Raw genomic sequence first — 23,081 nt, 5'->3', positions numbered from 1 at the left:
ATACGGGATTACTTTCGAACGAAACCCCGATAGCGTGAAGCTGAAGCGAGATCTGCCGAATGACGGGTTTCATCGCTGCCTATCCTCTGGATTCAGGCATCCGCAGCAGTAGCCGGTATTAAGATTGCGGTTAGGCAGCGCCGGAATGCGGGGGCATATCCGGGGCGTCGGTGAATGTGCTGAGTTCTGCCGCGATATCGGCAACGGTTTCCGGCAGCCTGCTGACATTCGTGCGACTGGCAAGCGCCCGAAACGGGATAATCGGAAATGACGGTGTGGTCTGCAGCCGGATCAGCTTTCCCTCGGCCAATGCGCCGGTGAAACATTGCACCGGCAGCAGGGTAATGCCCAGCCCCATCATCGCAAGTGATCCCGCAACCCCCATGCTTTTGCAAATGCCGACATAATCCGGGCTGCCGACCGAACCGAACCATTCGGCAATGGTAACGGCATGAAAACTTTCTTCGGAAAGCGTGATAACCGGAAGCTCGACCAGATCGGCGGGCGTCAGCGGGTGCCCGGGTTCGCACAGGGAAGGGCTGGCCATCCATGCGAATTCCACCGATCCAAGCGGGCGGGTCACATGCCGGCTGTTCCGATCCCCGCCGGGGGCAAGCACGACATCGAGACTGCCGGCATCCAGCCTGGTTTCCAACTCGCGGGTCAGGGCTTCTTCGATCTCGATCTGTACCTTGGGGAACCTGTGCCGCATCTCGCTGATGAAAAGCGGCAGCCAGGTCATCGATACGACCTCGGCCACGCCGATACGCACCAGCCCCGAGATGCTTCCCGTCGCCGAAATGCGATCGCGCATCTCTGCGGTGCTGCGCAGCACCTTTTCGACATAGGGAAGCAGTTCGCGGCCAAGATCGGTTGGCCGGGCGGCCCCTTTGGCACGGTCGAACAAAATCACGCCCAGCTCGCGCTCGAGTTCCTGAATTCGCATCGAGACGGTAGATTGGGTCGAGTTGATCTTTTCCGCTGCGGATTTGAAACTGCCCAGTTTCACGGCCCAGTAAAAGGTTTCAAGTCGTCTGAGATTCACGTCACATCCTGCCAGGCAAAAATGACCGGACCAGTCATGAGGAACCGCCCGGCCAGGTTTTCAAGAGAGCTTTCAGAACAACCAAAGACCGCTGATGACCAACACGCCCGACGCAAAGGTCTGCATCATGCAGAACCCCATAATATCGCGTGCCTTCAGCCCTGCAATGGCCAGGATGGGAACTGCCCAGAAAGGCTGGATCAGGTTCGTCCATGCGTCGCCCCATGCCACGGCCATGGCGACTCGTGGAAGATCGGCATTCAATTGCAGGGCGGCCTCCATCATGATTGGACCCTGCACGGCCCATTGCCCGCCACCCGACGGAATGAACAGGTTCAGGACGCCGGCGGACAGGAATGACCAGATCGGCAGAGTATCGGCATTCGATACCTGGATGAAAAAGTCGCTCAATGCGGATGACAGGCCGGACAGCGACATGATTCCCATGATTCCGGCATAGAAGGGAAACTGGATAACGATTGCCCCGACATGCTTGATGCCTTCGTTCAGTGCCGCGATAAAGCGCCTTGGCGTGCCATGCAGGATAATGCCCAAAGCCAGGAACAACAGGTTGATGGTGTTGATATTCAGCCCGCTTTTTCCGGTCACAAGACAGTAGATCACATAAAACATGGCGGCCCCGCCGATCAGCAGGGACAGAAGCCAGCTGTTTTCCAGCTTGTCGGCAAGGGTTTCATTGCCGGGATCGACCGGAAAACTGTCCTCTGCCTTCAGCTTTTCAGGGTCGACGCAGACCGGCTTATCGATCCCGCGCAGCATCAGCAGGTTTATTGCGGGAACGGCAATAAACAGCGAAATGACGATGAACAGGTTGAAGGCGGTGAAGATGGTTTCGGACGCCGGAATGACCCCGATCGTGTCGACCAGAAAGTGATCGGGCGTTGCGATCAGCAGGGGAATTGATCCCGAAAGCCCGCCGTGAAACACGATCCAGCCGGAATAGGCGCTTGCCACCAGCAGGCGGTAATCGACCTGCGGCACACGCGCGGCGATCCGGCGCGCCAGAATGGCGCCGACGATCAGACCTAATCCCCAGTTCAGCCAGCTTGCGGTCAGGGCGCCCAGACTCACCAGCAGGATGGCCTTGACCGGCGATGTCGCCAGCGAGGCGAATTGTGTCAGCATCCGGCTGAACAGCGGGGTCGTCGACAGCACGAAACCGCTTACGACGATCAGCACCATCTGCATCGAAAAGGCCAGCAATTCCCAGACTGAATCGCCCCAGTAATTGACCAGCTCGACCGGCCCCGTCCCCATCAGCACGATTGCGGCGATGGCCGATAGAATCGTCAGGATGAAGGCAAACAGCAAAGGGTCGGGCATCCATCTTTCGACGGCCCGGACCGATAGTTTAAATATCATTCCAAACATTTGCAGGCTTCCTCCCTTCGCGCGGCATGCTCCGCGATTTTGTTACTTCTCAGGTAACAGCAAGGCCGCCGGACACCCCCCGTGCCCGGCCCGCTCCCTATATCGCGCTGGTAAAGGCTATTGCGGAAATCACTGATGCAATGTTTGATTTCCCCGCCAGTTTGCGCAATCCGGCTTGCCTGAAAAACATTGCTGAATTCATGCCGTCGCTCAAGCGAGTTAAATTGGAGCGTTCGGATCAAGGGATTTGAACCATCAGCCGAAAGTCCCGGGTTCGGGAATCCTGATATGAGAAGATCAACAGATGTGGTTTGCCTTATGCGGGTTTGGGCGGTTACCACCGAAACAGAACGGTTTCGCGATGGCCGGTCGACAGGAGGGCGAATGCGCAAGACCCGATCCGAATACGCGCTTATTCTGGCAGGCGCGGCGGCGCCGTTTGTTGGGGTGGGGCTTGGGCGTTTCGCCTATAATCCGCTATTTCCCGAAATGGTGTCCGCCGGCTGGCTTTTACCCGCCGGCGGCGGCTATGTCGGGGCATTCAATCTGGCCGGTTATCTGTCAGGGGTGATGATGGGCCGCAGCGTGGCTGCACGCGCCGGCGTGCCCTTCACGATCAATGCGGCCATGGGACTGATGGCCCTTTCCTTTCTTGCCTCTGCCGTGAATCTGGGATTGGCGTGGCTGTGCGGCGCGCGATTTCTTGCGGGATTTTCCGGGGGTGTCCTGATGGTGCTGGCCGGCCCGGTGGTTCAATCCTGTGTCTCGGCAGGCCGGCGTGGCATCGCGGGCGGCATCGTGATTTCGGGAGTTGGAACCGGGATCATATTCGGAGCGGCGATCATGCCCTTGCTTCTGGGCTTCGGCATTGTCGGTGCATGGACCGGATTGGCACTGATCACACTGGCGATCTGGGGCCTGACCTGCCATTTGTGGCCTGCGGTCAGCATAAGCGCCGGTTTCGGAATGACCGTGACGGCCCGCAACGCCCGGTTAATGGTTGCGGCTTACGGGCTGGCAGGTGCCGGAATGGTGCCGCATATGGTCTATCTGTCCGATCTGTTCATCCGCGGCCGAGGCTATTCCTTCGGCCTTGCCTCGGCCGCCTGGTTGTTATTCGGTGTCGGTGCAATTCTGGGCTCATTGCTTGGCGGGAAAGCCGTTGACCGGCTTGGCGGCTACAGGGCAACGCTTATATGGCTGGCGGTGCAGATTGCGGGAATTGCGCTGCTGTTGATATGGGGAAAACAGGCCGCGCTGGCGGCGGGTTTTCTGGGCGGTTTTGGCGGGATCGGGTTAACCGGCGTAGTTCTGGGCTATGCGCATGAACTGAACCCCGCGATCTCTGGAATAATCTGGAAAGCCGCAACCGCCGCATTCGCGATCTGTCAGGCCGTGGGATCCTTTGCGCTCGCATTCCTGTTCGACATCAGTCAATCGCATTTCCCGGTGGTTGTGGCGGGCCTGTTGCTGTCGGCCGCAGCTTTCGGACTTCTGGTGATCAGCCCGCGCAATGCACCCGGGAAAAGCTAATCGACCATATCCACCGGGGATTGATCCGTGAAGGTGCCATAGCCGCCGCGATAGAACAGCAACGGCGTTCCCAGAGCGCCGGCCGACAGCGTTTCGACCCGGCACAGGACGATCTGGTGGTCTCCGGCATCAAGGACCGCTTCGCGCCGGCACCCGATATAGGCCAGCGAGCCGGCGATCATCGGATTGCCCCGCGCCGAGGATGCCCAGGGCAGCTTCCTGAACCGGTCGGGGCTTTTCGAGGTCAGGGTGCGGCAGATATCTTCCTGATCCGCGCCCAGAATGTTGATGCAGTAGCGCCGCAACGACGCCAGTCGCGACCAGGATGACGACGCCTTGCCCGGCATGAAGGAGACCAGCGGCGGTTCCAGCGATACCGAACTGAAACTGCCAAGGATCATCCCGACAGGCTGGCCGTCGCCGCCAAGGCCGGTCACCGCCACGACACCGGTTGGATATTGCCCAAGCACCTCGCGAAACAGGCCAGAGGTGATGTTGGAGTTATGATCGGACATGGTTTCCCCTTTGGAAATGGCGGGTTGTTGGCGTGGTGACGCTAAGCGCCGCAGTTTCCTTCTACGGGCGCGAATCCCGTGCTAATCCCACCCGATCCGGCATGGTTGTTCAGCCCGTGATCCGTATGGGGCAGGGGGCTGCTGATCCCCAGACTGGTCAGGATCTGCGTCGCCAGCCCGATCTCGGACCAATGGCGTTCGCGCCTGCGCTCCGATGCGGATAGCTGGCGATCCTGCGATGCCAGCCGGATGCCGCCTGTCTCATCGCGCAGGTAGATCAACACTCCGCGACCCAGTTGCCGGATCTCGTGCAGGCTTTGGTGAAGACTGGTGTCGCCAAGGATCACATCGGCCACGACAGAGGATCTGTGTATCCGGATCGGGACTCCTTGCCCGTCAGAGATATCGCCATGCACGAAGGCGAATTGACGGACCGGATCGAACGGAGTCGAAAACGCATATCCGGTAACCGGCCCGATCATGCTGTTGCAGGAAAACGGCTCTGACCGGGTGACCAGAAGCTCGTTTTCGCGCCGCCAACAGATCAACTCATCGACCGAAACGACCGGAAGGGCTTCACGCGCTGCGAAGGCGCGGATCTGCGCGCCCTTCATGACCGTGCCGTCGTCATTGGCCAATTCGCAAATGACCCCGACCGGCGGCAGCCCCGCGAGCTGACACAGATCCACCGCGGCTTCGGTATGACCTGCGCGGACAAGTACCCCGCCATCCCGGGCGATCAGGGGGAACACATGGCCCGGCCGCACGAAATCCCGCGGGCCCATATCGGGATCCGCCAATGCGCGGACTGTATTGCTGCGCTGCCCGGCCGAGATGCCGGTCGTCAATCCATGAACGCAATCCACTGTCACGGTGAATGCAGTGCCCAATGGCGCGTCGTTTCGGGCGACCATCGGCGCAAGATCAAGACGGGAGGCCAGATCCGTGGATAAGGGGGCACAAACGATTCCGCAGGAATTCCGGATGATGAACGCCATGTTCTTGGCCGTGCAATGGCTGGCAGCCATGACCAGATCGCCTTCGGCCTCGCGGTCGGCATCGTCGGTGACGATGATCATCCGGCCTGCGCGGATGGCTGATATCGCCGTGGTGACCGCGTTCATGCCGCACCTGCCCGAAGATAGGCTGCGATGCGGTCCTTCAGCCCCGGTTCGGCCAATGACCGCACCATATCCGCAAGATCGGCATCATCGGTATCGGTTCGTGTCATCCTGATGATTCTAGCGGCGGCACCACCGGGCAGATCCGCCGGCGCCCCGGCCAGGGTGGTGATGGTGGTTTCGATCTCTGCGGGTTGGACCAGATGGGTCAGCAAGCCCCATTCCAGCGCCTCTTCCGCAGGGATCATGCGGTTTTCAAGCAGGATCTGCCGCGCCCGGCCCTGACCGGCAATCGCCGCTAGATGCCGGGTGCCAAGAGCCACTCCGAACCGGAACCCCGGAAACCGGAACCGCGCGCGCGGCGTGCCGATACGCCATGTGCAGGCAGTCGCCAGATCGGCCCCGGCACCATAGGCCGCACCGTCGATGACCGCGATCGAGGCCAGAGGCCCCCTGCGCAGGCGTTGCAGCAATCCCTCGATGCGCACAAAGCGCAGGAGGATGTCGCCTTCGGTCTGATCCTCGACGCCCGACAGGTCGAAGCCTGCTGAAAAGGCCCGATGCGCCGACCGAAGCACAACCGTCGCCCCTTCATCCGTTGCGGCCGTCAGGCCCGCCAGTGCGGCATCCAGCGCCTGCACCATTGCGGCGTCAAGCGCATTGGCCTTTTCCAGCCGCTGCATGGTCAGGATCCGGATCATCGCCCTTTCATCATGGCGAATATCAAGAAGGCTTTCGCGGGCCGTGGTCATGACAGCCATTCCTGGAAAACATCGTCGTCATGTTGCCCCAGGCCGGGCGGAGCGCGACGGATCGAAAAATCGAAATCCGTCAGGCCAACCGGAAAGCCGACAGTGGCAACCGTCGCGCCATTGGGCATCGTCGTTCGGGTGATCCAGTCCTTGCCCTTTACATGGGCGTCATTCAGGATTTCGCTGAAATCATTGATTGGTGCGCAGGGAATGCCCTTTGCGTCGAACTGCCGAAGCCAATGCCCGGCGGGTTGTTCCAGAAAGATCGGCTGCAGAATAGCGGCCAGCTCATCCTGATTTTGCGCGCGTAACGGCTGGGTCCGGAAGCGCGGATCATCCGCAAGTTCGGGTTTGCCGATGACGACGCAGGTATCGCGCCAAAGCTTGTCGTTTCCTGCCGCGACGGTAAAGGGCCTGTCCGCCGATTCGAAACCCTGATAGGGCGCATTGCGCGGATGCTGCGATCCCAGCCGTTCGGGGGCCTTGCCGGTGCCGAAATACTGACTTGTCTGCAAGGCAGAGATCCCCAGCAATGCGCCCAGCAATGAACAATCGACATGCGCGCCAATCCCCGATGCCTTCGCCCGGTTCACGGCGGCAAGGCTGACAAAGGCCGCATAGAGGCCCGCTGCGAAATCGCCGACCGGCACACCGCATTTGACCGCCGGCCCATCGGCCTCGCCGGTGACGCTCATCAGGCCGCTCATGGCCTGTACCGTGACGTCGAAAGCGCCCTTTTGTGCATAAGGGCCCGACTGGCCGTAACCGGTGATCGAGCAGTAAACCAGTTGCGGATTGATCGCGCGGCAGTCCTCATAACCGAAACCGCTGCGGGCAAGGACTCCGGGGCGAAAATTTTCGATCAGCAGGTCCGCTTTCTCGATCAGACGGCGAAATCTGGCGGCGTCACCGGCTTTCTTGATATCGATGGTGACGGATCGCTTGTTGCGATTAAGCGAGGTGAAATTGCCGCTGAAGACGCCGTCCGGGGCCTCATGCAGAGGCGGCCAGCTTCTCATGCCGTCACCCCCGTCGGGCCGCTCGATCTTGACCACATCGGCACCCAGATCCGCGAACAGGCTGCCGGTGAACGGCCCGGCGGCGATCTGGGCGAATTCCAGCACCCGAAGCCCCGCCAATGGGCCGGGTTGGTGACTTACATCGTCCTGCATAGGATCAATGCTCCTTCATGAATAAGATTGTGGCGCGAATGGCCGAGAGATTGTCAGATGCGCAGTCCGGCCTGTTTCATCAGCGGAATGACCCGGTCGCCGAAAAACTGCAGATCGTTGATATAGTCATAGAAATTCACCTGTACGCCGTCGCAGCCTGCGTCCTTCAGTTTCTGCAAACCGGCCACGACCTGCTCGGGCGTGCCAACGATATGAACGTTGCCGCCGATGACCCATTGATCCCGGCTGGCCGCTTTCCATGATGATTGATCGCCGCCCATGAATGTCGCATAGAAATTATCGGCGGCAACGCTGTCCTGCTGTTCAAGAATGCGGTCATATTGCGCCCGGGCTTCTTTTTCCGTTTCACGGCAGATGACATGGGGATTGATGACCGTGCGGATATCGCGCCCGGCTTGTTGCGCCAGATCCTTGATCCGGCGGTTGTGATCCGGAAGCACTGCGGCTGCCGCGTCCAGATCGGCGCCCGCCGGGCTGGTGATGAAGATCAGGTCCGAGTTGCGAACCGCGTATTCCAGCCCGGCCTTTGAAGATGAGGCATTGACCAGCAGACAGCGAGCATTCACCGGCTTGGGGGATACAAAGGCGTTTTTGGCCTGCCAGAACTTGCCGTTGAACGTCACCTCTTCCGGGTCGGACCACAGCCTGCGCATCAGCGATACGAATTCCTCGGCCATGACATAGCGCTGGTCATGTTCGACCAGACCCAGTCCGAACATCTCGACTTCGGATTTCTTGTAGCCGGTGACCATGTTCAGGCCCCAGCGCCCATTGCTCATCCGGTCGATCGTGGCACCGAATTTGGCCAGATGCAGCGGATGCCAACCGTAAAGGATATGCACCGTCGAGACCAGCATGATGCGCTTGGTCAGGGCCGCGAGCCCCGCTGTAATCAACAGCGGATCATTGGCATCCTCGCGAAAGCGCATTTTCCCGCCATAGCCGCCCTTGCCCATCCACTGGGCCAGTCCGAAAACCAGATCGAAGCCCATTTCCTCGGCCATGACCGTGCAGCGGGCATTGTACTCGAACCCGGGATCAGTGTCGCGCGGCGCCAGAGACGGGCTCCAGGCGCCGGATTGCAGGGGCAGGAACAGCCCAAGCAGGAGTGCGTTTTTCTTGGCTTCCTCGAGTGCCGGGATCGGCGCTTCAATCGTCGCGGTCGTCATCGAAATCCCCTTTGGTTATCCTGTTTTCCGCCCAAGGCGCGGCGATCGATCATATCGGCGCCGATCGGCAATAACATGATGGCGAAATCGCATCTCAGGTCCTGATTGCAGCGTAACGTCGATAAGCCGCGGCAATCAAACGAGATAACCTGAAGGTCGCCCATCAAGGATTTTGAACCCTTCGCCGAAGATGCAGCGCAGAATTGCCGTCAATCCGGGTACGCGGTTCCTCTTTGCTTTTTCGAACAACCGTCACCCGGGCAAACCTGCGACCACCGTCAGATTTCATAAGAATTCCAAAGAATTGGTTTCTGGACTCATCAGTTTAGTTAACGTTATCGTGATTATAAGCCAATCCGGCGCTTGGAATTGTTCCCGCATCAAGCTGTTCATTCGTCCCGAGTGTCAAAAATGGAAAAATCACCGGGATGAGGCCGCGAGGAGGGGTTTATCCCGGAATTCGCCACCCGAAGCGGCCGGGCGATGACGAGGGAAATGGGCAATGGGATATCCGGCACGATTTCTGGGCGGAGCCCTTCGGTTTCTGCTGGTTCTGTTCTTGCTGGTTCTACCGGCCGGCGCAGGTGTCATGCTGACCGGCGTCACGCCGATAACATTTTCCGGACCGGGCGAGTCGATCACATTTCAGTATCGGCTGGAGAGAGAAAATATTGTCGTCAATGGAATGACGCTGAGTGGTTCGAACTTGCCCATCTCGGACCCGACCTGCACACCGGATTTTCCGCTTGAGGTGAACGGCACGGCCATTTGCACCGCAACCTATATCACAACAGAAAACGATATTTCGGATCTCGTGCAGCTTGGCGGGACTTATGAGCTGGAGACCATTAGCGCTCCGCGAGGGGGGCCATCGCCGGCGGGGCGAGGGTGATCTATAAAGGTTCCACTGGCGAGCCCGCCGCACCGGAGATCGCCGGTGTTTCGCCGGATAGCGGGCCGGCCATTGGCGGAACGGTTGTCACCATCACCGGCACGGATCTGACGGGCGCGACGGGGGTGTCGTTCGGAACCTGGCCGGCGACCAGCTTCACGGTCGACAGCGCCACGCAGATCACTGCAACCACGCCGGGTGGCGCGGCGGGGCCGGTGGACGTGACGGTGACCACTCCGGGGGGCATCGCTACAGCCACCCGCGCATTCACCTATGAAGAGCCCGCCTCGGCCGATGCCAGCCTTTCGGATCTTGCGGCAAGTGCAGGCACGCTCGCTCCGGATTTCGCACCGGGAACCGTCGCTTACGTGGTCTCGGTTCCCTATGCCGTCACCTCGCTGACCCTTACGCCGACCGCCGCGGATGCCGGGGCAACAATCACCGTCGCGGGGCAGTCCGTCATGTCGGGATCGGCATCATCTGCGATTCCGCTTATGGTTGGCGATACGCCCATCGAGATTGTCGTGACCGCAGAGGATGGGGCGGCAATGCGGATCTATACGGTTACCGCGATGCGTGAAGCGCCGGTGATCATGCTCGATCCCGACAGTTTGCCGCAGGGCGTGGCCGGTTCCGACTATGGTCCGCTGTCCCTTACCGCAGAGGGCGGTACGGCGCCCTATATTTTCACCCTTGTCGAAGGTGTACTGCCCGACGGGCTTGCTCTTGGTCCGGGCGGTCAACTGTCCGGTATTCCTGGGGAAGCCGGTAGTTTCGACATCACTGTCATGGCTACCGACGCCAGTAATTTCACCGGCACGCGCGATTACAGGCTGATCATTGACCCACCCGGGATCACTCTTGGCCCGGACGGCCTGTCCGGGGGCGAAGCGGGCACGGCCTACGGTCCGGTGAGTTTCGTCGCGGATGGCGGCACGGAACCTTATAGCTTCGCCCTGACCGGTGGGCTCCCCAAGGGGCTGAAATTCGAAGATGGCGCTTTATCCGGCACACCGGTCGAGGCAGGCAGCTTCTCCTTTACCGTGACGGCCACCGATGAAAGGGGATTTTCGGGGCAGCGCGACTTCACGCTGTCCGTCGACGCACCCGAGATCACCCTTGGCCCCGACGATCTTCCGAATGGTGTCGCGGGCATGGCTTATGACGAATTGTCCTTTGCCGCCACGGGTGGCCGCGCGCCCTATGGCTTTACCCTTGAAGGGCAGCTTCCCGATGGGATGAGCTTCAAGGATGGCATCCTCAGCGGCATGCCGGCCGAGAACGGGGATTTCGCATTGACCGTGACGGCGACCGACGCGGATAATTTCACAGGCCAGCGCAGTTACACGCTGAGCATCGGCGCCCCCGGAATTACCCTGCTTCCCAGGCATCTGTCGGAAGCGGCAGTCTATGTGGATTATTCGGTGAAATTCTCAGCTCGGGGCGGCAAGGCGCCCTACAGCTATGAGATCACCGAGGGCGATTTGCCGCAGGACATGAGTTTCGAGAATGGAACCCTGTCGGGAACGCCAACCGAGGCGGGGAGTTTCCCGATCACCGTATCCGTCGCCGATGATAACGGGTTTACCACCACCGGGAATTACACGCTTTCCGTGACCGCGCCCAAGATCGTGCTGGCGGCTGATAGCCTGCCGGAAGGAACGGTCTATGCGGATTACTCCGGGAATTTCTCGGCAAAAGGCGGCGATGGAGCCTATAGCTACAAGGTGACCGGCGGCAGCTTGCCCGAAGGGTTGGAATTGGCGGCCGAAGGGGCGCTTACCGGCACCCCCGCAGAAAGCGGTGATTTCCCGTTCACCGTCACGGTCACGGATGGCAAGGGCTTCACCGGCACAGGGGATTACACGCTGGCCATTGCCACCCCCAACATCGCCCTTGCACCACGGAACCTGCCCGATGGTATCGCCGGAACAGGATACGAACCGGTGAAATTCACCGCGGAGGGTGGTGAAGCGCCCTATGATTTCACATTGTCCGGCAAGCTTCCCGACGGTCTGAACTTCAAGGGCGGCACGCTTTCAGGGGTTCCGGCCAGGGACGGTGCATTCACATTCACCGTTACGGCAACCGATGCGGGCGCATTTGCAGGTGAACGGGAATACACGTTGCGCATCCGGGCGCCGGAAATCACGATCGGTCCGGACAGTCTTCCGAACGCAGCGGTCTATGCCGATTATTCAGAGAGCTTCATCGCTGAAGGCGGCATGGGCTCCTATCGCTATGAGATGACAGGTGGCGATTTGCCCGGCGGGATGAAGCTGGCGGCGGATGGAACGCTGTCCGGACAGCCGGGCGAATCCGGTGAATTCGCCTTTACCGTCACGGCCACGGATGACAATGATTTCGCCGGGACGCGGGAATACACGCTGATTGTCGAGGCGCCCGAGATCGCCCTTTCCCCGAAAAGCCTGCCAGCTGGCACGGCGGGTATGGTATTCGGGCCGGTAAACTTTACCGCAAAAGGCGGCGACGCGCCTTATAGTTTATGCTGGACGGGGATTTACCCGAAGGGCTGGTCTTCCGGGATGGCACGCTGTCAGGGACTCCGACCGTAGCCGGCGAGTTCGCCTTTACCGTGTCGGCAACGGATGCAGGCGAGTTTTCGGGTGAACGGGAATACCGTCTTACCATCGCAGCCCCGGATCTCGTCCTGACTCCGGGCAATTTGCCCGCAGGCCGGGTGAACGCCGCCTATAACGCTTCCCTTGGGGCGGAAGGCGGCACAGCCCCTTATGGGTTTGCGGTGACGCAGGGCAGCTTGCCCGAGGGGCTTGCCCTTGCAGAGGACGGCACACTGTCCGGCACACCATCCGAGCCCGGCAGCTTTTCCGTCACCATGACCGTTACCGACAGGCTCGGATTTACCGGCAGCCGCGACTACATGATCGCCATCGAGGATATCGCCCTGCCGCAGCCGCAGAATCACGCGTTGACGGTCATGGCCGGAACCGATGGCACGATCGATCTGACCCTGGGCGCGATGGGTGGCCCGTTCATCAAGGCCGCGATCGTGGCAAATCCGGCACATGAGGCCGGGATGGTGCGGATCGCCAGCCGGGGCGGCAGGCATATCCTGCATTTCTCGGCTTCGGGGGGTTATGCCGGTACGGCCAGCCTGCGCTATACGCTTTCCAATGCCGGTGGCATCTCTGAACCGGCAAGCGTCATGATCACCGTGGTTGCCCGGCCCGATCCTACGCTGGATCCCGAGGTCATCGGGCTGGTCCGGGCGCAGACGGAAACGGCCAAGCGTTTCGCAAAGGCCCAGATCAGGAATTTCGGCCAGCGGCTTGAACAGCTTCACGACGAGGGCACGAGGCGGCGGAACTCCCTTGCGCTCAATCTTACTGCCCAAAGCTCGCGCGGGGATAGCGACGCGCTGTCCCTGCGCGGCCCCGAGGCTTTCGGAAACCAGCGTGACGAACTTGCGTTCTGGAGCAGCGGCTATGTCAATTTCGGTTCCAGCGACGATGGCGCGATTGATCTTGACCATACGCTGATCGGGGTAAGCGCCGGCGCGGATTATCGTTTCACGCCGAAATTCACGGCCGGTCTTGGTCTGGGCTATGGGCGCGATGTCACCGATATCGGCTCGAATGGCACCGAAAGCCGCGCCGAAGCCTTTTCACTGGCCGCCTATGGCAGCTATCGCCCCAAGCCGGGGTTTTTCATCGACGGGCTTGCCGGTTACAGTTCCCTGAATTTCGACAGCAAGCGTTACGTGACCTGGACCGGCGACATGGCGACCGGAACGCGGCGCGGCGAGCAGTATTTTGCTGCCCTGACGGCAGGTTACGAGCTTCGCCGGGACGGGGTGCTGATCTCGCCTTACGGGCGGCTGTCGGGTTCGCGCTCGACGATGGACATGTTTACCGAGAATGGGGGCGGGGTCTATAATCTGACCTATGACGAGCAGATCGTCAAAACGCTCTCGGGTACGCTTGGCCTGCGCTTCGAGCAGTCCAGACCTACCGGCTGGGGCCAGCTGACTTCACGTGCAAGGTTTGAATATACCCATGAGTTCGAGAATTCGAGCCAGGCCCGACTGGGTTATGCCGATCTTGGCACATTGCCCTATATCATTGATGCCGATGGATTCTCGCGCGATCAGCTGGCCATCGGCCTTGGGTTCGATGCCCAGATCGGTGAATTATGGACCCTTGGCCTCGACTATCGCACCGCCTTCGGCACGGATGGCGACAGTCAGGATCACACGGTCGCGTTCAAACTCGATGTCCGGTTCTGACGGGTTACGAGCGCCTGTATCACAGGCACCCAAGGCTTCATGAAAGCAGGGTAAAGCCTTCCATGAGGCCGTGGAATTCGCTTTGCCTTCAGGCGCGCTTCTTCTGTTCGTCGATGATCAGGGCCGAAAGGCGGAAGAACCCGTGGACCATCTTGGAAAACGGCATCAGCAGGAATAGGGTCAGCACGGTGCCCAGATGCAAAGGCAGCAGCAGAGCCACCGCCGCCGTGCCGCTGGCGGTATAAAGTACAAGCCCGGTGGCCGCCGTCAGGCCCAGCAGCAGGATAAAGGCCATTTCGCCGCCCCAGACCCGCCGTGACCCGAGACCGGGATCGCTTTTCAGTTTCAACCGTATCATCTCGCCCGTGCCCAGCACCATCAATACCCCGCCTGAAAGACCCAGAAGCTTTGGCGGGCTGAACAACGGATAGGGGGCGGGCATGGCCAAAAGGTAATGCATCAGCGTGGCGACCGAGGTCGAGGCGAAACACAGCAGGAAGCCGTACATGACCGCCTGATGGGCGAACCGGCGGGCATTGGAATAGCGGTCCTCGCGTTCGAAATTGCAGCCCTCGCCATGGCCGCCCGCCAGATTCTTCATTCTGGCGACCGAAGCGAAGGCGCCCTTCAGATCGGCCAGCACCACTGCCTTGCCACCGGTCAATCGCCAGTATCGCCGCAGACCTACCGCCACGGATATCAGCGGCAGAAGGAAGGCGGGCAAGAAGATGGCTACCATCAGGTTATGCGCCATATAGGCATAGAAGCCCGTCCCCCCCTCGGAGCGCAGGTTGATCACCAGCCAAAGCATTGCCATCGTCGCGACCACCAGCAACGCCATGATCATCACGCCGCGCTTGTGAAAGGCGCGGGCCAGCGGCTGCGGCCAGACCAGCGCTTCCCAACTGTCCTGCCGCACCTCGGCCAGCGCGGCGGGCAGGTTAAGCTGGAATTCATGGGGTGGGCTGTACTGGCAGGAATAATAGCAGCCCCGGCAATTATGACAAAGATTCGCCATATGGCTGATATCGCCATCGGCGAAAAGCTTATGCCGGGTCATCTCTGGGAAGACGGAACAGAACCCCTCGCAATAGCGGCAGGCATTGCAGATCTCCAGCTGACGGCGGGCCTCCTGGAGCAGGGCGTTGGTCTCATGCGACATGGGCGGCGGCCTCCTGACCGGCGATGCGGCCGAACACGGTTCCGATCGTCATGCCGAAACCGGCCAGATAGCCCTGGCCAAGGATGGACCCCGCGATCATCTCTCCTGCCGACCAGACATTGGTCAGCGAGCCGTCGGGCATCTGCACCCGCGCACGATCCGAGACTTTCAGCCCCAGATAGGTGAACGTCACCCCGGTGCGCAGCTGATATCCGTAGAATGGGGGCTTCTCGATCGGGCGGGCCCAGTTGGTTTTGGGTGGATCGAGCCGCTGGGTCGTCAGTCCGTCCAGCTCGGTCGGATGGAAGCTGCCCGGGCGGCAGGCGGCGTTGAATTCCGCGACCGTCCGGCTCAGGCGCTGCCCGTCGAGACCCAGTTTCACGCCCAGTTCCTCTATCGTATCGGCGCGCATGGCGGGAAAAACCGACGGCATGAACAGATCGATGGACTTCGCATCGATGATCGCATAGCCCACCTGATCGGGCTGCGCAGCCACAAGGCGACCCCAGATCGCATAGCGTTTGGGCCATGTATCCTCGCCTTCATCGTAGAACCTTACGCAATCGCGATTCACCACGATGGAGAAGGGTACGCAGTCGAGCCGGGTGCAGATTCCGCCGTCAAATTTCGGCGCCCGCCCATCTATGGCCACGGCGTGGCATTGGGTGGGATCGCCGACTGACTGACAGCCCTGTTCGAGCATGTCGCGCAGCACCACGCCGCGATTATAGGGTGTGCCGCGGATCAGGAAATTCGCCGCCGCCGGTCCCCAGGCCCGGATCAGCCAGTCGATATCCGACTGGAACCCGCCCGAGGCAAGCACCGCGGCTTTGCCCCGGAACCGCTGCACAGGGCCGCCTGCGACCGAAACCTCCATATGGGTGAACCGGTCGCCCTCCAGATGCACATGCTGCACCTGAGCGTCGTAAACCACCGTCACCCCCAGACCCTCGGCAGTGTTATAATAGGCGTTCACCAGAGACTTGCCGCCGCCCAGAAAGAAGGCATTGGTCCGCGACAGCGACAGCGTTCCCGAAAGCGAGGGCTGGAACCGCACTCCATGCGCCTCCATCCAGGGCAGACATTCCTGCGAGCCCCGGATAACCAGACGCGCCAGATGCTCGTCGGTCTTGCCTTTGGTGACCAGCAGAAGGTCGTTGTAATATTCTTCTTCCAGATAGGCGTCGGTCAGCACCGATAACGGGCCTTCATGCATGCAGCGGAAGTTGCGGGTATGGCGGCTGTTGCCGCCGCGATAGGGCTTTGGCGCGCCTTCGAGGATGATGACCCGCGCCCCCGCCTCTGCCGCCGTGATGGCAGCGCATAGCGCGGCATTGCCGCCGCCCGCGATTACAACATCCCAAAGGATGCTGTCCGGCGGATCTAACTGGCGGGCGCGTCGCTTGCTGCAAAACATCAGGTCTTTCTTTCCGTTTCATCCTGTAGAGGGCGGCTTCCCGCAGAGTTGCCGAATGTGCTGACCAATATTGGATACTGGTGTATACAATAATGAGCAACAGGAAAACCCACCCTCTGACCAGTTTTCGGGATCGGCGTCAGGGCCGGGTGGCGAGCTCGATGATCGGCGTGATAGAGGGCGCCCCGGCCAGACCGGCCAGTGCATCAAGCAGGGCTTCGGTTCGCGCCCCGATTACCGGCGTGATCAGCTCACCGGCCTTGCTGCGCAATTCGGCGGCATTCATGGGATTATCCGGCGTGCCGCGGACGGCCGAGGCGTGGTGGCGCAGGTGGCGGCCATCCGCCATGACGATTTCCACAATCGCCTGCCGTGCGGGTTTCGCCGCGGTCAATTCGGCGCTGGGCAGAAGCGTGATCTTCTGCCGCAGGGCCAGCACCTCCGGGTCGGCCATCCGGTCCACATCATGGCTGGAGGCAAAGGTCACGAAGCGGTCAATCAATGCGATGGCCACCAGATGCTGCGCGCAGGTGGCGGGCATCTGGCGGTTGTTGACGATATGGATCCGGTCATCGGGCATGATGATCGTTACGGATTCTATCGCCGCCACCTGCGGATCATCACAGGCGATCAGGATCTCAACGGCGTCCAGCATTGCCTGAATGGGCGAGCCCACGCACCATTTCTTGGTCGTGGCATTCATGATCTCGAAACGATCGCCCAGACCCTCGATCAGCCTTTCGGGGGCGGCGTGCTCGGCAAAGGCTGAAAAGTAGTTATGCCGTCCGCTGAAGGGATCATCGATACCGGTGAATCCCGCCGCCGCAAGACTTGCCGCCGTTACGCCATTGCGCGCACCCATGCCTGCAAAATCGAAGGCTTTCTCGATATGATCGGGGTCGCGCTGCCAGAACGGCACGCCGGAACATTGCTGTACGGTATAGGACAACGCATGGCGCACCTGCCGGGGCGAAAGGCGATAGAGGCTGGCGGCCGCAGCGGCAGAGCCGAATAACGGACCGATGCTGTGGCTGGAATGCTTCGCCGTATCGGGGCGCGCGTGGCCCAAGGCCATCACCGCCCGCGCGCCGATGTCATAGCCCAGCGCCACAGCCCTGAGGAATTCGGCACCGCTGGACCCATTTGCCTCGGCCGCGGCCAGCGCGGCGGGTACAATGGCGCAGCCGGGATGAAACCGCCCGCCCAGATGTGAATCGTCGGTTTCGTCGGCATGGGCACTGAAACCATTGACCAGCGCGGCCAGTGAAACCGGCGCGCGCAGCCCGGTGCCCAGCACTGCCGCCACCCCGCTTTCGCCGGCACCCTGCGCTGCGGCATAAGCAATGGCAAGTTCGCCCGCCTGCAATCGCGAGCCGGACAGGATCGCCGCGACGGAATCCATCACATGATCCACCGCTTTCGCGGCCACATCCTGCGGCAATTCGCGGCTGGCAGCCTTGGCGATATAGTCCGCGAGGACCTTGGTCATGGGTGAAATCTGATCTTGCATCATGAGTGGCTTCCTGAGTAATGTCATTATTGTATCCACACGTATACAATTGTCCAGCTTCAACTTACAGGTTTTCTGCCCGCAATTTGGAAGCCCCGAGGCCGGGCATCTTCAGGAGGAGGGGAGCATGACGGGACGGACCATGGCAGAACAAGGGATATCCAAAGAGACTGCCGGGAACAGCTATGGCGCGGCCGCATTGGGGTTGGGGCTGACCCGGCGGCTCGCGGATCATGTGGCCTCCACGCGCTTTTCGGACCTGCCCTCCAATGTCGTTGCTGCGGCGCGGCGCGGAATCATCGATTGGCTGGGCTGCGCCATCGCGGGCAGCGGGCAGCCGGGTCCGGGGATTGTCTATCGCACCTTGAGCGCGGCGACGCCGGGCAAGGCGGTAGCGATCGGCCGGTCATCGGGACTTGCGCCACGCGATGCGGCACTGTTCAACGGCACGGCGGGCCATGTGCTTGATTTCGACGATACGCATATGGGTGGGGTGATCCTGCATTGCAGTTCGCCCGTCTTGTCCGCACTGCTGGCGACGCGGGCCAATGTGCGGTTCAGCGGGGCGGATCTGGTGCTAAGCTATGTTTTGGCTTTCGACGCTGCGGTGCGAACCGGGCAGGCGGCGGTGCTGCATCACGATGGCGGCTGGCATCTGACCGGCACGCTGGGCACGATCGGCGCTGCCGTGGCGGTGGCGCGGGTGCTGGGGCTGGATGGTCCCATGACCACCCATGCCATTGCGTTGGCGGCGACGCAGGCATCGGGCATGCAGCAGAACCGGGGCACGATGGCGAAATCCTTTCATGCCGGAAAAGCGGCGGCAAATGGCCTGCTTGCCGCGCAGCTTGCCGCGAATGGCTTTGATGGCTCGACCGAAAGCCTTGAAGGCAAGCGCGGCTTTATCCGTATCTACAGCGCGAAATCCGCACCCGAAGCCTTGGTCGACGGGCTGGGTCAGCGATGGGAGATCCTTGCCAATGGGTTCAAGCCCTATGCCTGCGGGGTGGTGCTGCATCCGGCCATGGATGCGATGATCGGTCTGCGCGACAAGGTGGGTGATCCGGCGCATGTGCGGGAAGTGGTGCTGACCGTCAACCCGGCCGCCCTGCGCATCACCGGAGTTGTCTCGCCCGAGACCGGGCTGAAATCCAAGTTCAGCATCAGCCACGCGGCGACGGTTTCCTTTCTTGATCAGGCGGGCGGGATTACGCAATTCGCCAATGATCGGGCCACGGCGGCAGATGTGCGGGAATTTGTTGCCAAGATCCGGGTCGAAACCGATAAGGCGCTGGCCCGGGATCAGGCAAGGGCCGAGGCGGTTCTGCTCGATGGCAACAGTGTGAGCCATGTCGTTGCCCATGCGACCGGCACGGTCGGAAATGCCATGACCGACACGGCTCTGGACGCCAAATTCCTTGCCAATGCCGCGCCGGTATTGGGGGATGCGGCAGCGACACGTATCCTTGAACTGGGCCGGGAAATCGACCGGCTCGACGATGCGGCCGAACTGTTCGCGCTGCTGGCGGCACCTGGCCCCGGCGGAGGGGGTGGAGTGTGACGCCATGGCGTCGGGAAATCCGGCAAGCGGCGTAGCCGTTTGTCTTGTCGCGGCGCTTGGGGGCTGGGCTGCCGCGCTGCTGGGCTTGCCGCTGGCCTGGGTTCTGGCCCCGATGGCGGTGACGGCCGCAGCGGCCTTTTCGGGTATTGGCATTCTTGAGATGCAGCCCGGCCGCAAGATTGGCCAGCTGATCGTGGGTTCTGCCATCGGTCTGACCATGACGCCCGCCGCGATCCGCATGCTGATCGAATGGTTTTCAGTCATGATCCTTGGTGCGCTGGTCGCGATAATGCTGACCGGTCTGCTGGCGTCGCCTTTTGCGCGGCTTGCGCGGGTCAATCTGGCGACCGGGTTTTTCGCCCTGACCCCCGGCGGCCTGTCCGAGATGGCCCGCATGGGCGAACAAGAAGGTGCGACATCCGAATTCGTGACGGTGGCGCAGGCATTGCGCGTGGCGATACTGGTCTCGTTATTGCCGGTGCTGCTGCTGCATTTCGCGGCGGTCGGGAAAAGCATCACAGGGATCGAACCGCCGGTGCTGACCGCCTCGGCATTCCTGTGTGTGCTGGTGGTCTCGGGTCTTGCGGTGTTTCTGGTCAAGCTGATGCGGGCGAATAACCCCTGGATGATTGGCGGGCTATTGGGCGCCGGTCTGCTGGCGGGCTTCGATCTGGTGCAGGGACGGGCCCCCCATCTGCCCTTCATCGCGGGCCAGTATATGATCGGCATCACCATCGGCGCCCGGTTCAAGCGCAGGAACCTGATCGGAGCCGGACGAATGCTGCTCATCGCGCCGCTGTTCATTCTGCTGATGAGCGGGTTGCTTGCCTGTTATGCGCTGGGCATGCACCAGCTTACGGGCCTTCCTGTCGCCACGGCGATTCTCGCCGCTTCACCCGGCGGCATGGCCGAAATGGCCCTGACAGCAAAAATTTTGCAACTGAATGTGGTTCTTGTGACCGCTTTTCACTTCGTGCGCTCTTTCATTGTAAATGCTTACTGTTTACAGTTTTTTCGGCTATTCCGGCGCTTGGGCATCTTCAAATTGACCGAGAAAATCTGCGATCGCGTCGGATTGCCACAAAAAAAAGGCTAGCCAAACTGGATATAAATTGGATACATGAGTATGCAATCCGTGCGAAGGTTCCTCGTTGACCTCTGCCGGAAGGGGAGGAAATCAGTATGAGCGCAGTCACTGTAGCCGGTTCCCGGCCGCTCTTGGGTCAAGTCGCTCTTGTTACCGGCGGTGTGCGTCGGATCGGTCGGGCCACGGCGTTGGCGTTGGCCGGTGCCGGCGCGGATATCGTCATCAATGCGCGCAACTCCCAGCAGGAGGCAGAGGATACCTGCCATGCGGTCGAGGCGCTTGGCGTACGGGCAATGACCCATCTGGCGGATGTGACGGACGAGATCGCGGTGGCCGGTATGCTGGCCGAGATCGAGGCGAGAATGGGCCGTCTCGACATTCTCGTGAATAATGCCGCGATCCGGCGCGAGGCCGCATTGATCGACATGATGCTTGCAGAATGGCGCGAGATTCAATCGGTAATCCTTGAAGGCGCCTTTCTCTGCAGCCGCGCGGCGCTGCCCGGTATGGTCAGGCGTGGTCATGGCCGCATCATCAATATCGGCGGGGTCAGTGCCCACACGGGTGCAATCGAACGCGCCCATGTCGCGGCGGCCAAGGCCGGGCTGGAGGGGCTGACCCGTGCCGCCGCTGTCGAGTTCGCAGGCCACGGCATTACCGTCAATTGCGTGGCGCCGGGCAAGATCGGCGGCAAGCGATCCGGCACCTCGGGCAATACCGTCAGCCTGCCTGGCGGCGCCAGCCCGATCGTACCGCGTGAAGGCGCCCCCGAGGACGTCGCCGCAATGATCCTGACACTTTGCGGCCCGGCCGGTGATTTTGTGACCGGACAGACAATTCATGTGAATGGCGGCCTGTTTCTGACCTGACGGGCCGGCTGCGAAGGAGCGCAGAATAAAATCATGCCCATGGGAGGAGACCCGGAGGGCATCAGCAAGGAGGAAGAAATGAAGCGTAAATCCATAGGCGCAATCGTCGGAGCCATCACCGCTCTGGGCATCGGTGCAGTACCGGCCATGGCGGAATATCCGGTTTCGACCGTCAGGCTGATTACCCATTCCAGCCCGGGCGGCGGGACCGATGTGTTCCTGCGCAAGATCGCGACTACGTTGGGGCCGATCATGGACGTGAATTTCGTCGTCGAAAACGTGACCGGTGGCGGTGGCGCGAAAGCTATGGCCGAGGTGGCAGCGGCCCCCAAGGATGGCAGCGTCTTCTATGGTTCGACACCCAGTTACATCATCACCTCGCTGCTCAGCAAACCCGAGGTGGGTTATGACCAGCTCGATCCGATCGTGAACATGTTTTACGATCCGCAGACCGTCTTCGTAAAATCCGACAGCCCCTATCAGAACCTGCAGGATATCATCGAGGACGCGCAGGCCAGTCCGGGCGCCGTCGTGGCTGCCGTATCGACACCAAGTTCGCTTGATCGTCAGGTTATGGAAGAGTTTCAGGCCATTACAGACACGCAGCTGGTTACTCTGACTCATGATGGCGGCGGGGATGTGCTGATGTCGGTTCTCAACGGAACGGCGGCGGTGGGCATTGGCGAGATCGCCGAAATGCGTGGCCAGCTTGATGCCGATGCGATGCGCGTGATCGCCACCTATACCGAAGAGCGCGTGCCGGGCTTCGATGATGTACCCACCGCTCAGGAGCAGGGCGTTGATCTGGTGGTCGCCAAGTTCCGCGGCATCGTTGGTCCCAAGGATCTGCCGCCGGAAGTGATCACCGCCTGGGAAGAAGGTGTGCAAGAGATGATGGCCGATCCCGAGTTCAAGGAATGGTACGAACAGGAGGGCGTTCAATACGGCTATCTCGGCCATGACGACGCCAATGCAGCCCGGGAAGAATTCGTGGCTTCGCAGACCGAATTCTTTGAAAAATTCGACATCAACTGAAACCGGAGGCCAGCGGATCGATGCGAGCTACATTCATTGTCTCCTGCTTGCTTTTCCTGCTTGCGGTAGCCTATTGGCTGGGGGCTGACCAAATTTCGGTCAGCCGCCTTGCAGGGGGTGTCGGCGCGGATGGTATGCCCAAGCTTCTTGCGGTAGCGCTTGGTGTGTTGTCGCTTGCCCTTGCCACCCAGACCTTCTTCCAGATGAGGGCCGGCAAGCTTGCGGCTCCAGCCGATCCCGTCAAGGAAGGTGACGAACCGACCAATTGGCACCAGCATGCCCGCGCGATGGGTCTGATTGTCCTTGGCGGGTTTTATATCCTGCTGCTGCCACATCTGGGCTACATGCTTAGCTCCATGCTGATGTTGGGCGGGGTGTCGTTCTATGCCGGCCTGAAACCATCATTGCGGATGCTGGTCTTCGCGGTGATCGGTGGCGTGGTCTATTATCTCATATTCACGCGCATTCTCGGTATCCCGCTGCCCTCCGGTTTCTGGCCCCGGCTCTTCTGAGGAAGATCCGGCGCCCGAGACATGAAGTAACCCCTGAATTACCGGATAA

General features: G+C 60.9%; 20 protein-coding genes. 10 read left to right on the top strand and 10 right to left on the bottom strand.

Annotated features, from left to right (window positions below; all coding sequences use genetic code 11):
- Window positions 1-130: 130 nt before the first annotated feature.
- Window positions 131-1,045: a LysR family transcriptional regulator gene (locus tag Q0601_RS03265; protein ID WP_305287084.1), complete on the bottom strand. Its 915-nt coding sequence runs from the start codon at window positions 1,043-1,045 to the stop codon at window positions 131-133.
- Window positions 1,046-1,117: 72 nt separating this feature from the next.
- Window positions 1,118-2,437 carry a short-chain fatty acid transporter gene (locus tag Q0601_RS03260; RefSeq protein WP_305287082.1) on the bottom strand — a complete coding sequence of 440 codons (1,320 nt, stop codon included), beginning with the start codon at window positions 2,435-2,437 and terminating at the stop codon, window positions 1,118-1,120.
- 26 nt (window positions 2,438-2,463) lie between these two features.
- Between Q0601_RS03260 and Q0601_RS03255 the strand changes: the two genes are divergently transcribed.
- Together Q0601_RS03255 and Q0601_RS03250 are read left to right on the top strand one after the other, a co-directional pair.
- Window positions 2,464-2,688: a hypothetical protein gene (locus tag Q0601_RS03255; RefSeq protein WP_305287080.1), complete on the top strand. Its 225-nt coding sequence runs from the start codon at window positions 2,464-2,466 to the stop codon at window positions 2,686-2,688.
- Window positions 2,689-2,821: 133 nt separating this feature from the next.
- A complete protein-coding gene (locus Q0601_RS03250; RefSeq protein WP_305287078.1) occupies window positions 2,822-3,970 on the top strand; it encodes a YbfB/YjiJ family MFS transporter in 1,149 nt (382 codons plus the stop codon).
- On the opposite strand, the gene Q0601_RS03245 is transcribed toward Q0601_RS03250, so the two are convergent.
- From Q0601_RS03245 to Q0601_RS03225, 5 genes are read right to left on the bottom strand one after another with little or no spacing between them, the layout of a single operon-like run.
- Entirely contained in the window at window positions 3,967-4,485 is a 519-nt protein-coding gene (locus tag Q0601_RS03245) for a flavin reductase family protein (protein ID WP_305287076.1), read from the bottom strand. The genes Q0601_RS03250 and Q0601_RS03245 overlap by 4 nt on opposite strands.
- A 41-nt stretch (window positions 4,486-4,526) precedes the next feature.
- A complete protein-coding gene (ribB, locus tag Q0601_RS03240; RefSeq protein WP_305287074.1) occupies window positions 4,527-5,609 on the bottom strand; it encodes a 3,4-dihydroxy-2-butanone-4-phosphate synthase in 1,083 nt (360 codons plus the stop codon).
- Window positions 5,606-6,358 (bottom strand): enoyl-CoA hydratase/isomerase family protein, encoded by a 753-nt coding sequence (locus Q0601_RS03235; protein ID WP_305287073.1) that lies wholly within the window; start codon window positions 6,356-6,358, stop codon window positions 5,606-5,608. The genes ribB and Q0601_RS03235 overlap by 4 nt, the downstream gene beginning before the upstream one ends.
- Window positions 6,355-7,530, bottom strand: coding sequence for a CaiB/BaiF CoA transferase family protein (locus Q0601_RS03230; protein WP_305287072.1), 1,176 nt, complete (start codon window positions 7,528-7,530; stop codon window positions 6,355-6,357). The genes Q0601_RS03235 and Q0601_RS03230 overlap by 4 nt, the downstream gene beginning before the upstream one ends.
- Window positions 7,531-7,583: 53 nt before the next feature.
- Window positions 7,584-8,720, bottom strand: a complete 1,137-nt coding sequence (locus Q0601_RS03225; protein WP_305287070.1) for an LLM class flavin-dependent oxidoreductase — start codon at window positions 8,718-8,720, stop codon at window positions 7,584-7,586.
- A 502-nt stretch (window positions 8,721-9,222) separates the two neighbouring features.
- Here Q0601_RS03225 and Q0601_RS03220 point away from each other — a divergent pair.
- From Q0601_RS03220 to Q0601_RS03210, 3 genes are read left to right on the top strand one after another with little or no spacing between them, the layout of a single operon-like run.
- Complete coding sequence (locus tag Q0601_RS03220; RefSeq protein WP_305287068.1) at window positions 9,223-9,612, top strand: hypothetical protein; 390 nt, start codon at window positions 9,223-9,225, stop codon at window positions 9,610-9,612.
- Window positions 9,609-12,188: a putative Ig domain-containing protein gene (locus Q0601_RS03215; protein WP_305287066.1), complete on the top strand. Its 2,580-nt coding sequence runs from the start codon at window positions 9,609-9,611 to the stop codon at window positions 12,186-12,188. The genes Q0601_RS03220 and Q0601_RS03215 overlap by 4 nt, the downstream gene beginning before the upstream one ends.
- The gene (locus Q0601_RS03210) at window positions 12,119-13,879 is read left to right on the top strand and encodes an autotransporter domain-containing protein (RefSeq protein ID WP_305287064.1); all 1,761 of its coding nucleotides are present in this window, start codon (window positions 12,119-12,121) and stop codon (window positions 13,877-13,879) included. Before Q0601_RS03215 ends, Q0601_RS03210 begins: the two co-directional genes overlap by 70 nt.
- 88 nt (window positions 13,880-13,967) lie before the next feature.
- Here the strand turns inward: Q0601_RS03210 and tcuB are convergent, their stop codons facing one another.
- The 3 genes from tcuB to Q0601_RS03195 form a co-directional block, all read right to left on the bottom strand.
- Window positions 13,968-15,041, bottom strand: coding sequence for a tricarballylate utilization 4Fe-4S protein TcuB (gene tcuB, locus Q0601_RS03205; protein ID WP_305287062.1), 1,074 nt, complete (start codon window positions 15,039-15,041; stop codon window positions 13,968-13,970).
- Entirely contained in the window at window positions 15,031-16,458 is a 1,428-nt protein-coding gene (tcuA, locus tag Q0601_RS03200) for an FAD-dependent tricarballylate dehydrogenase TcuA (RefSeq protein ID WP_305287060.1), read from the bottom strand. Before tcuA ends, tcuB begins: the two co-directional genes overlap by 11 nt.
- Before the next feature lie 139 nt (window positions 16,459-16,597).
- The gene (locus Q0601_RS03195; protein WP_305287059.1) at window positions 16,598-17,971 is read right to left on the bottom strand and encodes an MmgE/PrpD family protein; all 1,374 of its coding nucleotides are present in this window, start codon (window positions 17,969-17,971) and stop codon (window positions 16,598-16,600) included.
- A 124-nt stretch (window positions 17,972-18,095) separates the two neighbouring features.
- Here Q0601_RS03195 and Q0601_RS03190 point away from each other — a divergent pair, with 124 nt between their 5' ends.
- The 5 genes from Q0601_RS03190 (at window position 18,096) to Q0601_RS03170 (ending at window position 23,032) form a co-directional block, all read left to right on the top strand.
- Window positions 18,096-19,529 (top strand): MmgE/PrpD family protein, encoded by a 1,434-nt coding sequence (locus Q0601_RS03190; RefSeq protein ID WP_305287057.1) that lies wholly within the window; start codon window positions 18,096-18,098, stop codon window positions 19,527-19,529.
- Between the two features lie 4 nt (window positions 19,530-19,533).
- On the top strand, window positions 19,534-20,625 hold the full coding sequence (locus Q0601_RS03185) for an AbrB family transcriptional regulator (protein ID WP_305287055.1): 1,092 nt from the start codon (window positions 19,534-19,536) through the stop codon (window positions 20,623-20,625).
- 86 nt (window positions 20,626-20,711) lie between these two features.
- Complete coding sequence (locus Q0601_RS03180) at window positions 20,712-21,485, top strand: SDR family oxidoreductase (RefSeq protein WP_305287053.1); 774 nt, start codon at window positions 20,712-20,714, stop codon at window positions 21,483-21,485.
- A gap of 78 nt (window positions 21,486-21,563) precedes the next feature.
- On the top strand, window positions 21,564-22,520 hold the full coding sequence (locus Q0601_RS03175) for a tripartite tricarboxylate transporter substrate binding protein (RefSeq protein WP_305287051.1): 957 nt from the start codon (window positions 21,564-21,566) through the stop codon (window positions 22,518-22,520).
- Window positions 22,521-22,540: 20 nt separating this feature from the next.
- The gene (locus tag Q0601_RS03170) at window positions 22,541-23,032 is read left to right on the top strand and encodes a tripartite tricarboxylate transporter TctB family protein (protein WP_305287049.1); all 492 of its coding nucleotides are present in this window, start codon (window positions 22,541-22,543) and stop codon (window positions 23,030-23,032) included.
- Window positions 23,033-23,081: the final 49 nt, after the last annotated feature.

The sequence above is a fragment of the Paracoccus wurundjeri genome, from assembly GCF_030678915.1.
GTDB lineage: Bacteria > Pseudomonadota > Alphaproteobacteria > Rhodobacterales > Rhodobacteraceae > Paracoccus > Paracoccus onubensis_A.
Note: the sequence above shows the minus strand (reverse complement) of the source record. Positions and strands in the feature narration are given on the sequence as shown.

What these genes read in the sequence shown, in the direction of transcription:
- Q0601_RS03260 (WP_305287082.1), bottom strand. Translation starts at nt 2,437, where the DNA reads ATGTTTGGAATGATATTTAAACTATCGGTCCGGGCCGTCGAAAGATGG.
- Q0601_RS03255 (WP_305287080.1), top strand. Translation starts at nt 2,464, where the DNA reads ATGCTCCGCGATTTTGTTACTTCTCAGGTAACAGCAAGGCCGCCGGAC.
- Q0601_RS03250 (WP_305287078.1), top strand. Translation starts at nt 2,822, where the DNA reads ATGCGCAAGACCCGATCCGAATACGCGCTTATTCTGGCAGGCGCGGCG.
- Q0601_RS03245 (WP_305287076.1), bottom strand. Translation starts at nt 4,485, where the DNA reads ATGTCCGATCATAACTCCAACATCACCTCTGGCCTGTTTCGCGAGGTG.
- ribB (WP_305287074.1), bottom strand. Translation starts at nt 5,609, where the DNA reads ATGAACGCGGTCACCACGGCGATATCAGCCATCCGCGCAGGCCGGATG.
- Q0601_RS03235 (WP_305287073.1), bottom strand. Translation starts at nt 6,358, where the DNA reads ATGACCACGGCCCGCGAAAGCCTTCTTGATATTCGCCATGATGAAAGG.
- Q0601_RS03230 (WP_305287072.1), bottom strand. Translation starts at nt 7,530, where the DNA reads ATGCAGGACGATGTAAGTCACCAACCCGGCCCATTGGCGGGGCTTCGG.
- Q0601_RS03225 (WP_305287070.1), bottom strand. Translation starts at nt 8,720, where the DNA reads ATGACGACCGCGACGATTGAAGCGCCGATCCCGGCACTCGAGGAAGCC.
- Q0601_RS03220 (WP_305287068.1), top strand. Translation starts at nt 9,223, where the DNA reads ATGGGATATCCGGCACGATTTCTGGGCGGAGCCCTTCGGTTTCTGCTG.
- Q0601_RS03210 (WP_305287064.1), top strand. Translation starts at nt 12,119, where the DNA reads ATGCTGGACGGGGATTTACCCGAAGGGCTGGTCTTCCGGGATGGCACG.
- tcuB (WP_305287062.1), bottom strand. Translation starts at nt 15,041, where the DNA reads ATGTCGCATGAGACCAACGCCCTGCTCCAGGAGGCCCGCCGTCAGCTG.
- tcuA (WP_305287060.1), bottom strand. Translation starts at nt 16,458, where the DNA reads ATGTTTTGCAGCAAGCGACGCGCCCGCCAGTTAGATCCGCCGGACAGC.
- Q0601_RS03195 (WP_305287059.1), bottom strand. Translation starts at nt 17,971, where the DNA reads ATGATGCAAGATCAGATTTCACCCATGACCAAGGTCCTCGCGGACTAT.
- Q0601_RS03190 (WP_305287057.1), top strand. Translation starts at nt 18,096, where the DNA reads ATGACGGGACGGACCATGGCAGAACAAGGGATATCCAAAGAGACTGCC.
- Q0601_RS03185 (WP_305287055.1), top strand. Translation starts at nt 19,534, where the DNA reads ATGGCGTCGGGAAATCCGGCAAGCGGCGTAGCCGTTTGTCTTGTCGCG.
- Q0601_RS03180 (WP_305287053.1), top strand. Translation starts at nt 20,712, where the DNA reads ATGAGCGCAGTCACTGTAGCCGGTTCCCGGCCGCTCTTGGGTCAAGTC.
- Q0601_RS03175 (WP_305287051.1), top strand. Translation starts at nt 21,564, where the DNA reads ATGAAGCGTAAATCCATAGGCGCAATCGTCGGAGCCATCACCGCTCTG.
- Q0601_RS03170 (WP_305287049.1), top strand. Translation starts at nt 22,541, where the DNA reads ATGCGAGCTACATTCATTGTCTCCTGCTTGCTTTTCCTGCTTGCGGTA.